We start from the raw sequence: 14,031 nt of genomic DNA, 5'->3' as shown, positions 1-14,031 counted from the left end.
GGAGTCCCGCTCCGGGCCGTGACCCCATCATCGGCAGGGTGCCCGTCACGATCAAGCCGTTCGGCGGCGGGCGAATCTCCCCGTCCCCCCGCCTGGGGCTGACCCTGCCTGCCGGACGGAGGCGAACCCTGGCACGCCTCCGTCCGCACGACCGACCTTGATCACATCTGGTCGATCACGTGCGCCCGACGACCGGGCATCAACTACCGTGCATCCCAGGTCGATCAGCCATGTGGCCAATGGCTGACAACTGACGTCCGTAACAACACTCCGCGTACGGGCTCAACCTGAGGTTCACACAGGAATGGGGGGAGGCCTATGGTCAGCCATGCGCACAAGCAGGTGAGATTCGCCGTCCTGGGGCCGCTTGAGGTCAGTGCAGGGAATGTGCGATTGCGACTGGGCGGGCCCGTTCCCGTCCGGATCCTCACCGCGCTCCTGCTCGACCCGGGACGGGTGGTACCGATCTCCCGCCTGGTGGAGGCGGCGTGGGACGAGGATCCGCCGGCCACCGCCGCGCACCAGGTGCGCAAGGCGATCGCGGATCTGCGGCAGCGAATCCTGCACGGTCCGGACGTCATCATCACCGACGGGCCCGGCTACCGCATCGACGTGGGGCCCGACCAGCTCGACGTCAGCAGGTTCACCCTCTGACTGCAGGAGGCCCGCCAGGCGCTGGACGGGGGCATGGTGCCCGAGGCCGTGGCGAAGCTCCGCAACGCCCTCGCCCTGTGGCGCGGCCCGGTACTGGCCGGGAACTGCGGATCGGTGATCGCCGCTGCCTCCGCCGTGCTCGAGGAGCGCATGCTGGCCGCCACGGGACAGCTCGCCGAGCTCAGGCTGGCCATGGGCGAGACGGAGGAACTCATCGGCGACCTGCGCGAACTGACGTCGCATCACCCCCTGCGGGAGAGCTTCCGCGGCCAGCTGATGCTCGCGCTGCACCGCGCCGGCCGCCAGGCCGAGGCACTGGCCGAGTACGCGGCCATCCGCAGGCTCCTGGCCGAGGAACTGGGCATCGACCCGGGCAAACAGCTCAGCACCCTCCACGAGGCGATCCTGCGCGGAAGCCCCGACCTCGCCCTCCCCGGACCCTCCCGGCAGCCGCACGCCCCGACCGCACTGCACCCGCTGCCGGCACGCCAGGCCCCCTGCACACTGCCGTACGACCTGACGGACTTCACCGGTCGCGATCGTGAACTGCAGCTGCTCATCGGACAGGCCGGCGGGCAGGACGCGGGAACCGTCCGGATCGTCGCCATCGACGGGATGGGCGGCTGCGGCAAGACGGCCCTCGCGGTGCACGCCGCGCACCGCCTCGCCGAGGCGTACCCGGACGGTCGGATCCACGCCGACCTGCGCGGCTTCACCCCCGAGGAGGAGCCCCGCCGGCCGGGCGCGGTGATCGGCTCGCTGCTGAAGTGCCTGAGCGTGCCGGCCGAGCACATTCCCGAGGGCCTGGACGACCGGGTCGCCCTGTGGCGGGCCACGCTCGCCGAGCGACGGATCCTGCTGCTCCTGGACAACGCCAGCGACGCGGCTCAGGTCCGGCCGCTGCTCCCGGCCTCCTCGGGATGCCTGGTGCTGATCACCAGCCGGAACCGGCTGGTCGGACTCGACGGAGCGGTGTCGCTCTCCCTCGGCATCCCCTCGGCCGCGGAGGCCCGTGCGCTGGTCACGGAGGCGCTGGGGGCAGAGCGGGCGGCGAAGGAACCGGAGGCCGTGGACGCGCTGGTCGAGTTGTGCGGTCGCCTGCCGTTGGCCCTGCGCATCGCCGCGACCAGACTGCGCAGCCGCCCGCAGTGGACCGTGCAGCACCTGGTGGACCGGCTCCGCCACTCGTCCCGGCGCCTCGACGAGCTGCGATCCGGAGACCGAAGCGTCGAGGAGACGCTGTGGCTCTCGTACCGGGCACTGGACGACGAACACCGCAAGTCCTTCCGGCTGCTCGCCCGCCACTCCGGTGCGGAGATCGGCGCGTCCACGGCCGCCGCTCTGCTGGGCACCCGGCCGCACACGGCCGAGAACGTGCTGGAGCATCTGATGGACATGCATCTGGTCGAGCAGCACGAAATCGGCCGGTACGCCTTCCACGACCTGGTGCGGGGCTTCGCCCAGCGCCTGCCGGAGCCCGAGGCGCTGTTGCGCGTCCCCCGTCCCGGCAGCTGTGTGCCGGCCTCCGCCGGGTAGGAGTCGGTCCAGGCCCTCGACCGGTGCCTCGTACCCGGGCAACCGGGCACGAGGCGCGCCGCGTTCACGCCCGGGCGGCCGGCTCCCGCGGGGTCAGCCGCAGCGGCAGCGTGCGCAGTCCGTTGACGACGATGGAGTCCAGTCGTTCGGGGGCCCCGTCCAGCGCGACCTCGCCGACCTGGGCGCAGAACTCCCGCAGCACCGCACGGATCTCCATCTTGGCGAGCTGCGTGCCGATGCAGTAGTGCGGGCCGGCGCCCAGGGCCAGGTGCCGGTTGGGGGTGCGCCGGATGTCGAGGACGTCGGGGTCACGGAAGTGCCGCGGGTCGAAGTTGGCGGAGGTGAGCCAGCAGGCCACCAGGTCTCCGCTGCGGATCCGCTGTCCGCCGAGCACGACGTCGCGGGTGGCCCGGCGCATGATGTGCGTGGCGCTGGAGGTCCACCGGAGCAGTTCCTCGATCGCGGTGTCCACGGTGCCCTCGAAGTCGCCGCGCAGCAGCTCCCACTGGTCCGGGTGCTCCAGCAGGGCGAGCATCCCACCGGACATGGCGAGCCGGACGTTCTCGGTCCCGCCGACGAGGAGGTTGTCGCAGTTGAGCACCACCTCCTCCAGCGGCAGCAGTTCGCCTTCGTGGCGGACGCCCGCGAGGACGCTCACCAGGTCGTCGCCGGGACGTGCCCGGCGCTGCTCCACGAGATCCCCGAAGTAGTCGAGGATCTGCAGGTGGGCGAGGGTGCGCTCCTCGGCCGTCCCGGCGCAGAACGCCTCGGAGGACCATTCCACGAGGGACGGGCGGTCCGCGTCCGGGATGTCCAGGAAGGTGCAGACGACGTCGAGCGGCAGCGTGGCGGCGACATCGGTGACGAACTCGGTGCGCCCGGCGGCGACCGCCTTCCGGACCGTCGACTCCGCCGTGGTGTCGAGGGTCTGCGACAGCCGTCGCAGGTTCCTCGGCGCGAACCAGCCGGCGATGGCGCCCCTCAGCACGTTGTGCCGCGGCGGGTCGGACAGCGCCAGGGTCCGGTTGCTGCCGGGATCGTCTCCCTGGGCGAGCGGGCGCAGCAGGATGCCGGAGGAGGAGCTGAACGTCGAGGCGTCGCGCAGTACCTCCTTCACCTCGTCGTACCCGGTCAGGGACCAGAAGCCGGGGAAGACGCCGGGCTCGTGCCAGGCCACCGGCTCGTTCTCCCGCATCCACCGCCACAGTGCGAAGGGGTTTCCGTGACGGTAGGTCTCGCCGTCGACGAGGCTGCCGATCCGCTCTCTCACGTCGCTTCCCGTCATGAGGACGCTCCCGTCACCGCAGCGGACCGGGCGAGCTCGGCGTCGATCAGCGCCACCGGCGGATCGCCGCGGAGGTAGAAGTGCCCGCCCGGCACCACGACCGGGACGAACGTGCCGTCGGTGTGCTGCCGCCACGTGGAGAACCCGGACCGGATCTCCGGTACGTCGTCGTCGCCCACCACGGCCGTCAGACGGGCGCCGATGCGCTTCCCGGCGAACCCCGTGTACTGCGCCACGAGCCGCAGGTCGCTCTTGCTGTAGTCGAGGATCAGTTCGAGGAGTTCCTCGTCGCCGCTGATCTCCGGGCTCAGCGGTTCGTAGCGTTCGAGGTAGGCGCGGACGTCGGCCGAGTGCTCGTAGGGAACGGGAGCCCGCAGGCCGGGCGCGGCGGCCGAGGAGACGATCACGCCGGGCACGGGCTCCCCGGCGCTCTCCAGCAGTCGCGCCACCTCGAAGGCGACATAGGCGCCCATGCTGTGGCCGAACAGCAGGGAGTACCGCCGGGGCCCGGCGAGGATCTCCTCGGCCACGAGGCCGGCGAGCTCGACGAGGCTCTCGGGCGCCTCGTCCGCGATCCGCTCCTCACGGCCGGGGTACTGCACGGCGTGGACCCTGGACGCGGGCAGCAGACCGGCCCAGGGGCGGAAGAACGAGGCGCTGCCGCCGGCGTGCGGGAAGCACAGCACGGCCGGCGAGGCACCGGGGTCGGCGGTCCGGTCGCGCTCGGGTGCGAACGTCGTGATGGAGGGGTTCGACGACGACATGGTCAAGGGCACTGCTCACCCATCTGTCGAGGGAGGTACGGCGGACCGAGTGGCGGACGTGGGAGATCTAGGGGGTGGACAGGAGCTCCACCTGCTGCGCGATGGTGCCGCGCCGGTACACCTCCTTGACCCCGATCGGGTGGCCGGCGATCTTTCCCAGGGCGCGGGCCAGCCGCATGATGCTGAGGGAGTTCCCGCCGAGCTCGAAGAAGCCGGCCCTCTCGGTCTCCAGGACGTCCACGCCCAGGACGTCCGACCAGGCACGCGCGATCTGCGCGGCGAGGCCGCCGCCGGCGTCCGGTCCCGCGACGGGCGCGAGCGGCCGGACCGAGGCCAGCAGAGCGGCCCGGTCGATCTTGTCGTGCGCGGTGCGCGGCAGCGTCTCGGCGAACACCACGCGGTCGGGCGTCACGCCGGATCCGAGAACGGCCTCCGCCCTGGCCCGCACCGAGGCGGCGTCCGCCTCGGCCCCGGGCGCGACGGTGACGAAGGCGAAGGTGGTCGAGGTCTCGGCGTCGTAGGCGACGGCGGCGGCGTGCACGCCGGGGTGGGAGACGAGGGCTTCCTCGATGGACTCGATCGTCACCCGCACGCCGCGGATCTTCACCTCGTTGTCGATGCGGCCCGCGAACTCCAGGCCGTCCTCGTCCGACCACCGGCCGAGGTCGCCGGTCAGATAGGCGCGCGCCGTGGCGCCGCTCGCATCGGTCAGGGTGACGAACCGAGCGTTCGTCTGCTGGGCATCGGCGACGTACCCACCGCTCACGCCCGGGCCGGAGAGTGCGATCTGCCCCACGCCTCCCGCCTCGGCGGGCTGCAGCCGGTCGTCGAGGAGGTGGACGGACGTGCCGGGGATGGGACGGCCGATGGTCGAACGGCCCGGCCGCTCATAGACGCGGTACGTGGCCCAGACGGTGCATTCGGTCGGACCGTACTCGTTGGCCAGGGCGACGCCCGGCAGCAACGCGAAGTGGCCGTCGATCACGCTCTGCGGGAGGGCCTCGCCGGCGCAGATCGCCATCCGCAGCGAGGCGACGGCCTCGCCGGCCGCCGTGTCCTGGCCGAGCGTGAGCAGGAGTTCGGCGTAGAAGCTCGGCACGGCCAGCAGATGGGTGACGCCGTACCGGGCCACGAGCCCGAAGAGCGCGGCGGGGTCGCGCCGCTCGTCCTCGCGCGCCACGACCACGGTGCCGCCGGCCGCGAGCGTGCCCCAGACACCTGCCACCGAGGAATCGAAGTGAAACGGGGACAGGAGCAGGAAGACCGGGGTGCCGTACGGCTCGTACACGGTGAGGCGTGCGGCGGTGGAGCTCGCCAGGTTCCGCTGGGAGACCGACACTCCCTTGGGCCTTCCGGTGCTGCCCGAGGTGTACAGCACGTACGCCTCGTCGTCGAGCGACCGCTGCCGCGCAGGCTTCGGCGCCGCCGGATCGGTCCCGGGGCCGGTGTGCGGGGTTCCCGTCCGGGGGTCGGTGATCAGCGAGACGTCCGCCGTCGTGCGGATGTGCTGGACGACGGCCTCGGGCGCCTCCGGGTCGACGAAGACGAACGACCGGCCGCCGAGGCTGACGCCCAGGGCGTGGGCGACGGTGGCCGCCGTGCGGTGTGCGAGGATCCCGATTCGCGCCCCACCGGGCCGGAGCCCTGCCAGGTCCTGTTCGGCGGCGACGGCCTCGGCCGCCGCGGCGAGCTGTCGGTAGGTGAGGTGGTCGCTCCCGCAGACGACCGCCAGGCGGTCGGGGTGTCGTCGTGCCTGCTCCATCACCTCGTCGCAGACGGGTCCCACAGGTTCGGCCAGATGCGGCCCGTCGGCGATCCCGCTGAGCTGAAGAGTCGTCATGGAGGGAGGGTCTTCGCCCGCCTTCCCGGATGGCTCCCAGACGGTTCCGGGAACGAAACGGGAATCCCCCGGTACCCCGTGCGTCTAGAACTGCGGACTGTCAGCGTCAAGTAGCCCGATGGTGGGAAGGCACGCGGTGTACAAGTCATTCGCCGAGAAACTCTCCGAGCCGGACCTGATCGATCTGGGAGACGGGATCTACGTCGTCCGGTTCGAGGTCATGAAGGTCACCTCGGTGTACGCGGCCGTCAAGGACCTTCTCGACCGCGGCGTGATCCAGCCCGGGCAGACCCTGGTGGACAGCTCCAGCGGCATCTACGGTCACGCTCTCGCGCTGGTGTGCCGCGCCCTGGGCCTCAAGGCCCACATCTTCGCGTCCGTCGCGGTCGACGCGGCGATCAGGACCCAGTTGAAGTACCTCGGGGCCACGTACACCCAGGTCCCCTCGTCCGGCGACGACGGGCTCCAGCACGACCAGGAGACGCGGGTCCGGCTGGTGCACGCGTACATGAAGGAGCACCCGGACGCGTACTGGATGCAGCAGTACCACGACGACGTCCACTACATCGGCTACGAGAGCGTCGCGAACACGATCGTCAAGGAGCTCGGCTCCACCGGGATCACGGTCGTCGGCGGCGTCGGCACCGGCGCCTCGACCAGTGCCATGAGCCGCTACCTTCGAGCCTCGTGCGCGGACGTCCGGGTGGCCGGCATCCAGCCCTTCGGAAGCCGGTCATTCGGTTCGGAGGCCATCCCGCTCGACGGATTCATCATCGCGGGCATCGGCAGCGGCATCCGATTCGACAACATCGACTACTCCGCGTACGACGACATCCACTGGATCAACTTCGATGCGTCGGCCGCGGGTTGCCGAAGCCTGCTCTCCCAGACCGGCGTCTTCGCCGGACTCTCGGCGGGAGCGGGCTGGCAGGTGGCCCGCTACCTGCGGGCGGAGAACCCCGACGGCGGCCCGATCGTCTTCATGGCCGCGGACCCGGGCCACCGGTACGTCGAGCGGGTCTTCCCGCCGGACGGCCCCATCGAGCAGGACCCGGACTTCCGCCCGAAGGTCATCACCGACCTGGCCGACATGGCGGGACCGTGGAGCACCATGAACTGGGCCAGGCGGCCGTACGCCGTCGAGGACGACCTTCCGGTCTACGTCCCGCAGACCTGACGCGCCGGCGCCCCTCTCCCTCCCTGACGAAGTCCTTCCCCTGCAATGCGAGGCCGCACCATGCCCAACGTCGCCGTCATCAACTACGGCCCCAAGAGCGACTACGCCGCCATGCTCCCCGAACTCGCCGACGTGCTCCACGTGTACAGCCACAACGCGCTGGCGAACACCGACGGCTTCGCCGAGTACGAGCACGTCGAGGACTGCGAGTTCGTCCCGTACGCGGAACTGCGCATCCGCGAGCTGGCGAAGAAGGCTCCCTTCAGCCACCTCATCACCGACAACGAGTACGACCTGGAGCGGGCGGCGCGCATCCGGGAGGACCTCGGGATCCCCGGCCAGTCGGCGGCCAGCGCCCTGTCCTTCCGGGACAAGGCGGTCATGAAGCAGGTGGCGAGCCGCACCGTGCGCACGCCCCGCTACGCGCGGCTGCACACCATCGTCGACCTCACGGACTTCGTCGCGGAGGCGGGCTACCCCGTCGTCGTCAAGCCGGTCAAGCAGGGTGGCTCGCGCGACATCTCGGTGCTGCGCGGCGAGGAGGACCTGATCGCGTTCAGCCGCCGGCACTGGCGCGAGGACCTCATGGCCGAGGAGTTCGTCGACGGGCAGATGTACCACGTGGACGCCGTCATCGCCCCCGGGTACCGGTTCGTCGCCTCCTCCCGCTACGTGCGCAGCTGCCTCGGTGTCTTCTCCGGGCACAACAACGGATCCCTCCAGTTGCATCCGGAGGACAAGTTCGCCGTCCGTCTGGAGGAGTTCTTCGACCGGGTGCTCGACGCCTTCGAGACCCCCGAGGTCAGCGCCTATCACCTGGAGGTGTTCCACACCCCCGACGACGAGCTCGTTCTGTGCGAGATCGCCTCGCGGGTCGGTGGCGACCGCATCCCGGCACTGACCCGCGCCACCTACGGCGTGGACCTGCACGCCACCTGGCTGCGCCAGTCCTGCGACCTGCCCGTGCCCCCGGCCCCGGCCGGCGTCCCGGACAAGGTGCACGGCTCGATCTCCATCCTGCCGCAGGGCCGTCCGGTGAAGGCCCCCGGCAGGCCCCCGTTCGAGTGGGTGCACCACTACGAGGTGAACGAGGCGCTCGCGCCGGACGCGGTGACGCAGAACAGCACCTCGCACCTGTGCTTCGTGATCGTCGAGGGTGCCGATCTCGCCGAGGTGGAGCAGCGCGTCCTGCAGGCCGAGGCATGGCTCATGGAGAACCTCGAAGAAGCAGCCGGCGCGTGAACACCTGGCGTCAGACCTCGCCGACGGGCCGTGCCCTTCTGGTGGCGGTGCTCGTCACCGGCCTGACGACGTTCATGTTCCTGCCCCTGCTGGCCATCGAGTTCACGGCACAGGGCATGCGGGCCGGCCGGGTGGGGTTCCTCGTGGGGCTGCTCGCCTTCTGCGGCCAGGGCTTCTCCCTCGTGTCGGGCCTGGTCGTGGACCGCTTCGGCACCCTGCCGGCTCTGTCCTGCGGCTTCGGTCTGCGCATCGTCGGCTACCTGTTGCTCGGCGCGGGTCTCGCGGGGGGCACCGTGATGGTGCCCCTCGTCGCCGGCATCGTGGCCATAGGCGTCGGCGGGTCGCTCCTCGGGCTGTCCATCAAGACCCTCCTGGTGCGGGAGGCCGGGTCGGACCGCAGGGAGATGCTCGCGCTGCGCTCGACGTTCGTGAACGTCGGCGTCATCGCGGGCCCGGCCCTGGGCGCGGCGGTCTACCCGCTCGGCTTCCAGTACGTCCTGGCCGCCTGTGTGGCCTCGCATCTGCTGCTCGGCCTGCGCCTGACGCTCAGGCGGGCCGGTGGCGAGGTGCCCGGCCGTCCGGCGGAATCCGGCGATCCGTCGGCCCCCGCCGAGGCCGGCGAGGCCGGCGGCACCCCGCCGGCCGCCGACGGCACGCGCTGGGCGAGGTGGCAGTGGGTTCCGCTGCTCCTGCTCGGCGTGGTCTTCTGGGCGATCTACAGCCAGCTCAACGTCGTCCTGCCCATCGCCGCGAAGCAGCTGACCGGCAGCACGGCCGCCATCTCCGTCGTCTTCACCGTCAACGGCGCGCTGTGCGTACTGTTCCAGTACTCCCTGCTGCGCCATGTGTTCCGGTCGACGGCCACCCGCAGCCTGCTCGTGATCGGGTTCCTCGCCTTCGCCGTCGGCTACGCGCTGCTCATCCCGTTCACCGGCTGGGGCGCGCTGCTGGCGTTCGTCCTGCCGATCACCCTGGCCGAGATGCTGATCGCCCCGAGCCTCGACGAGCAGGCCGTCGAGGCGAGTTCGCTGAAGCGCACCGGGCTGGCCCTCGGCACGATGAGCGCGGCCGGCGCACTCGGCAGTCTGCTCGGCTCCGGCATGGGCGGCTATCTCCTGCAGACCCTTCACGGCAGCGCCGACCTGTGGCTGGTGATCAGCACTCTGTCCGTCGTCGCGGCAGCCTCCTGCTTCCTCCTACCGAAAGGCCGTGCCCAGCATGTCTGAGACCCAGCCGACCGCCGTATTGCTGGGCCCCCGTGACTCCGTCGTCGCAGCGGCGGAGAGCCTGGGCCTGGCCGTGGTCATCGTCGACGATCCCACCCAGCCGCGCCCTCCGGCCACGGACTGGCCGGTCGTCGAGACCGCCTGGACCGAGTCCGCCGACGAACTCGTCGAGCGGTTGCGGGCGATGGAGTGGTCGGGTCCCGTGAGCTGCTTCGGCTTCGGCGAGATCGGCTCCGTCGTCTCCGCGGTCGTGAACCGGGAGCTGGGCTGGCCCGGCAACGCGCCGGAGGCACTGCACGCGTTCAAGGACAAGGCGAAGCTGCGCTCCGTGGTGGGCGACCGGGCCGGGAAGCCGGTCTCCCACGTCGTCTGCCGCACCCGGGGCGAGCTGCTGCCCGCGATCGAGCGGATCGGCCACCCCTGCGTGGTGAAGCCCGTCGACGGCACCGGCAGTTCCGGCGTGCGGTACCTCGCGGACTCCGGCGAGGCCGAGAAGCACGTGGCGGAGATGGCGTTCTCCACCCCGCATCTGGTCGAGGAGTTCCTGACCGGCCGCGAATACAGCGTCGAGGCCATGAGCGGCCCCGCCGGGCACCGGATCGTGGCCGTCACCGAGAAGGCGACCACCGGAGCACCGCACTTCGTCGAGACCGGCCACACCCTCCCGGTGAGCCTGTCCCCGGCGGACGAGGCGGCTGTGACGGAGCTGGTCACCGCGATGCTCGACGCGGTGGACTACCGGTACGGACCCTCGCACACCGAGATCATGCTGACCGCCGCCGGCCCTCGGCTCATCGAGTCGCACGGCCGCCCGGGCGGCGACCGGATCAGCGACATGCTGATCCTGGCCCTGGGCGAGGACGTCTTCGCCCAGACCATGGCCGCCGTGTTCGGGCTCCCCGTCCCCTCCGAGCCCACCGGCCGGCGGGTCGCCGGCATCCGCTACGTCACCTTCGACCGGACCGTGCCCATGCACGACATCAGCACCGCGCTGGTCGCCTCGATGCCGGGCGTGGCCGAGGTGCACATCAGCGTGCCGGCCGGACAACTCCCGCCGAGCGTCAGCAAGTCGGGCGACCGGCACGGATTCGTCGTGGCGGTCGGCGACGACCGCGACGAGCTGGAGACCCGTCTGGAGGGCGCGGTGCGCACCCTCACCGCGAGCCCCTGATCACCCTCACCGCGAGCCCCTGATCACCTCACCGCGAGCCCTGGTTCGTCCGCACCACGCCGCGCCCCGCCCCCCGAACTCCCAGAGAGGCCCTTCCTGTGTCCTACAAGATCCTCGTCCTCGTGTCCGAGGCGTCCAAGTTCGAGCTGGACAACCACTCGATCATCCCCAGCGCCCTGTACCGCGAGGGCCACGAGGTCCACATCGGCGACATCGACACGCTCAACGTCCACGAGTCGGTCGTGGTCTGCGACCGTGTGAAGCTGTCGGAGGAGTTCGCCGCGGGCGGCGACTTCCCGACGATGCGGGAGTCCTACGCCTCCGCGGAGGACTTCGACCTGGTCTGGGTCCTGGCGGGCACGCACCCCGAGGCCGGCAACGCCTCCTTCCAGCTGCTGTGGCTGCTCAATCAGCGCGTGCCGTTCGTCAACGACGCGTCCGCGCTGTTCTACCTCAACACCAAGATCAACCTCGGTGCCATCGTGCCCGCCGAGAACTTGCCCGTCTCGTACGTCACCAACGACTTCGACTTCCTGAACGCGCTGGTCGAGGGTGACGGCGACCGCTCCTGGGTGATCAAGCCGACCAACGACGGCTGCGGCGCGGACGTGTACGTGGTGAACAAGACGGACCGCAACCGCTCGGCCCTCCTCGGCTCGGCCACGGGCAACGCGATGTCCCGCTACGGCCGGTACGGGCGCGACATCATCGGCATGGCCAAGCGCCACACCGCGGTCCAGGAGTACATCCCCAACATCCGCACCAACGAGAAGCGCGTCATCATCGCGGGCGACGTCCCGGTCTCCGGCTTCCTGCGCTTCCACCCCGAGCACGACAACCGGTCCAACGCCACGCTGGGCGCGCGCTTCGAGGCCCTGGAACTGACGCCCGAGGAGGACGCGTTCGTCCGCCGGCTGGGCAAGCGCATGATGGACCTGGGCATCTTCTACTCGGGCATCGACCTCGCCTTCCCCTACGTGGTCGAGGTCAACATGGTCAACCCGGGCGGCCTGAGCTACCACCAGCTCGCCACGGGTGAGGACAAGTCCTCCGAGGCGGTCAACACCGTGCTCGCCGCCCTGCGCGCCGCCGGGAAGCTGAAGTGAGCGCCTGGTCCTGGCTCGACCCGCGAGCCGTCGCCGCCTGGACGGACTTCGCCGCCTCCGGCGAGGCGGAGGCCGACCGCAAGGAATTCACCGAGCGGATCCACCGTCAGGGGTGGACGCACATGTACCCGCCGCAGTTCTTCGGCGCCCGGGCGTCAGAGGAGATGTCGGCGGTCGCGCTGCGGCTCTCCGAGCTGATCTCCTCCCTGCCCGGGCGGATCTTCGGCGACGACCTCGACGCATGGGTTTCCTACCTGGGCGTACCGGCCGACGACGCGCAGCTGATGTGCGAGGCCCTGCGCCGCCCGCACCTGGCTCGCGTGGCCACCGCGTTCATGCGCCCGGACCTGGTCGTCACGGACCAGGGACTCCAGCTCGTCGAGCTGAACGTGGCCACCTCGCTCGGCGGCCTGAGCACCTGCGCCCCGTACACGGCGGCGACCCGGGACTCGGGCTACGCCGGGTTCCTGAAGGCCCGCGGGCTCGCCGTGCGGGGCTTCGACACGTCCAAGGCGTGGCTCGACGTGTTCGGGAGCCTCGTGGAGCGGCATGGGGACGGCCCTCTCCACGTCTTCGAGGCGACCGCGGACCCGGCCGACATCGACTCGGGACGCCGGTTCTTCGTGGACATGGTGCGTTCCGCCGGATACGAGGTCAGCTGCGGCCTCGTGCACGACCTGGAAGCGACCGACGAGGGCGTGTACTTCGAGGGCCGGCGCGTGGACGCGATCTTCACCGCGTACACCTGGCACGAGACGAAGCACTTCGTGCCGCCGGCGCTCACCCGGCGCCTGATGGAGCTCGACACCGCGGGTGTCGTCTCCTTCATCGGCTCACCCGCGGCCGCCCTTTACGACAACAAGGCGAATCTCGCGCTGCTCTTCGACGAGGAGTTCGCCGACGTCCTGAGCCGGGAGGAGCTCGCACTGGTCGAGGCGCACGTGCCGGAGACCTTCAGGCTGCGCGCCGAGACCCTCGACCGGGCGATCGCCGGCCGCGACACCCTCGTCTGCAAGCCCTCGTCCGCGTACGGCGGGAAGGACCTGGTCTTCGGTCCCACCACCGACGCGACCCGCTGGCGCACGGTCCTCACGGAACGTCTTCAGGACCCGACCGAGTGCTACGTGCTGCAGCGTCACGTGCCTCCGGCCGTGGTCGAGCTCCCCGGCACGTCCCCGTCCGGTCGTGAAGTGGTGCTGGCCCCGCTGGTGTTCGGCGGCAGCGTGGCCGGCGTCTTCGTCCGCCAGGCCGTACCCCGGCCCGCCTCCGCGATCAACGCGTCGAGCGGTGCCGAGTCGGCGGGAGCGCTCTGGCTCGCGTAGCGGGTCGCCCCCTGGGGTGACGGGCGAGGGATCTCAGGCCGGGGTGACCGGCAGCACGTCCGGCGAGAGGGAGGCGGCGCGGGAGCTGGCGCTGGTCATCCGCCGGCGGTGGTGGCGGCGGCACAGCACCTCGTACCCGACCACCTCCGCGGCCGTGTTCACGTCGCCGACGACGACCTGCTCGCCCTCGACCACCATGTGGCCGCCGACGGTCCGGGCGTTGTGGGTGGCCCGGGCGCCGCACCAGCACAGCGCCTCGACCTGGAGCTGCTCGATCCGGTCGGCGAGCTCGATCAGGCGCTGCGAGCCGGGGAAGAGCTTGGTGCGGAAATCGGTCGTGATCCCGAAGGCGTAGACGTCGAGCCCGAGGTCGTCGACGATCCGCGCGAGCTGGTCGATCTGGGCCGGGGCGAGGAACTGCGCCTCGTCGACGATCACGTAGTCGGCCTTGCCGCCCTGGGAGAGCTGGTCGACGAGGTACCCGTAGACGTCCATGTCCTCGGGCGCCTCGACGGCCTCGGTCACCAGGCCGAGCCGTGAGGACAGCTTGCCGGCGCCCGCCCGGTCGTCCCGGGTGAAGATCACGCCCTGGAGTCCGCGCGCGTCGCGGTTGTGCGCGATCTGGAGCGCCAGCGTGCTCTTTCCGCAGTCCATCGTTCCGGAGAAGAACACCAGCTCGGGCATGACGGGTCGGGGACCTTTCGGGTC

General features: G+C 71.0%; 12 protein-coding genes. 8 read left to right on the top strand and 4 right to left on the bottom strand.

Translation table 11 applies throughout. The annotated features are described in order from the left end of the window. The first annotated feature begins 387 nt into the window (after positions 1-387). Both ABFY03_RS27930 and ABFY03_RS27925 read left to right on the top strand, forming a co-directional pair. Positions 388-654: an AfsR/SARP family transcriptional regulator gene (locus ABFY03_RS27930; RefSeq protein ID WP_346171083.1), complete on the top strand. Its 267-nt coding sequence runs from the start codon at positions 388-390 to the stop codon at positions 652-654. Continuing rightward, positions 655-2,190: a BTAD domain-containing putative transcriptional regulator gene (locus tag ABFY03_RS27925; protein ID WP_346172317.1), complete on the top strand. Its 1,536-nt coding sequence runs from the start codon at positions 655-657 to the stop codon at positions 2,188-2,190. Between the two features lie 64 nt (positions 2,191-2,254). Here the strand turns inward: ABFY03_RS27925 and ABFY03_RS27920 are convergent, their stop codons facing one another. The 3 genes from ABFY03_RS27920 to ABFY03_RS27910 form a co-directional block, all read right to left on the bottom strand. Next, positions 2,255-3,475: a cytochrome P450 gene (locus ABFY03_RS27920; protein ID WP_346171082.1), complete on the bottom strand. Its 1,221-nt coding sequence runs from the start codon at positions 3,473-3,475 to the stop codon at positions 2,255-2,257. Then, entirely contained in the window at positions 3,472-4,239 is a 768-nt protein-coding gene (locus ABFY03_RS27915; protein WP_346171081.1) for a thioesterase II family protein, read from the bottom strand. Before ABFY03_RS27915 ends, ABFY03_RS27920 begins: the two co-directional genes overlap by 4 nt. 67 nt (positions 4,240-4,306) lie before the next feature. Continuing rightward, positions 4,307-6,079, bottom strand: a complete 1,773-nt coding sequence (locus tag ABFY03_RS27910; protein ID WP_346171080.1) for a non-ribosomal peptide synthetase — start codon at positions 6,077-6,079, stop codon at positions 4,307-4,309. Positions 6,080-6,197: 118 nt separating this feature from the next. On the opposite strand from ABFY03_RS27910, the gene ABFY03_RS27905 reads away from it, so the two are divergent. From ABFY03_RS27905 to ABFY03_RS27880, 6 genes are all read left to right on the top strand, one after another. Continuing rightward, entirely contained in the window at positions 6,198-7,256 is a 1,059-nt protein-coding gene (locus ABFY03_RS27905; RefSeq protein ID WP_346171079.1) for a pyridoxal-phosphate dependent enzyme, read from the top strand. Positions 7,257-7,316: 60 nt separating this feature from the next. Beyond that, on the top strand, positions 7,317-8,498 hold the full coding sequence (locus tag ABFY03_RS27900; RefSeq protein WP_346171078.1) for an ATP-grasp domain-containing protein: 1,182 nt from the start codon (positions 7,317-7,319) through the stop codon (positions 8,496-8,498). After that, positions 8,495-9,724: an MFS transporter gene (locus ABFY03_RS27895; protein WP_346171077.1), complete on the top strand. Its 1,230-nt coding sequence runs from the start codon at positions 8,495-8,497 to the stop codon at positions 9,722-9,724. Before ABFY03_RS27900 ends, ABFY03_RS27895 begins: the two co-directional genes overlap by 4 nt. Further along, the gene (locus ABFY03_RS27890; RefSeq protein ID WP_319008849.1) at positions 9,717-10,895 is read left to right on the top strand and encodes an ATP-grasp domain-containing protein; all 1,179 of its coding nucleotides are present in this window, start codon (positions 9,717-9,719) and stop codon (positions 10,893-10,895) included. The genes ABFY03_RS27895 and ABFY03_RS27890 overlap by 8 nt, the downstream gene beginning before the upstream one ends. Before the next feature lie 98 nt (positions 10,896-10,993). Next, positions 10,994-12,001, top strand: coding sequence for an ATP-grasp domain-containing protein (locus ABFY03_RS27885; protein ID WP_346171076.1), 1,008 nt, complete (start codon positions 10,994-10,996; stop codon positions 11,999-12,001). Next, positions 11,998-13,323, top strand: coding sequence for a hypothetical protein (locus ABFY03_RS27880; protein ID WP_346171075.1), 1,326 nt, complete (start codon positions 11,998-12,000; stop codon positions 13,321-13,323). The genes ABFY03_RS27885 and ABFY03_RS27880 overlap by 4 nt, the downstream gene beginning before the upstream one ends. A gap of 33 nt (positions 13,324-13,356) precedes the next feature. On the opposite strand, the gene ABFY03_RS27875 is transcribed toward ABFY03_RS27880, so the two are convergent. Further along, positions 13,357-14,007 carry a thymidine kinase gene (locus ABFY03_RS27875; RefSeq protein ID WP_346171074.1) on the bottom strand — a complete coding sequence of 217 codons (651 nt, stop codon included), beginning with the start codon at positions 14,005-14,007 and terminating at the stop codon, positions 13,357-13,359. Between the last annotated feature and the right edge of the window lie 24 nt (positions 14,008-14,031).

It is taken from the genome of Streptomyces roseofulvus (genome assembly GCF_039534915.1).
GTDB classification, from domain to species: Bacteria; Actinomycetota; Actinomycetes; order Streptomycetales; family Streptomycetaceae; genus Streptomyces; species Streptomyces roseofulvus.
The sequence above is the reverse complement of the archived record's forward strand: the minus strand, read 5'-3'. Positions and strand labels throughout refer to the sequence as shown.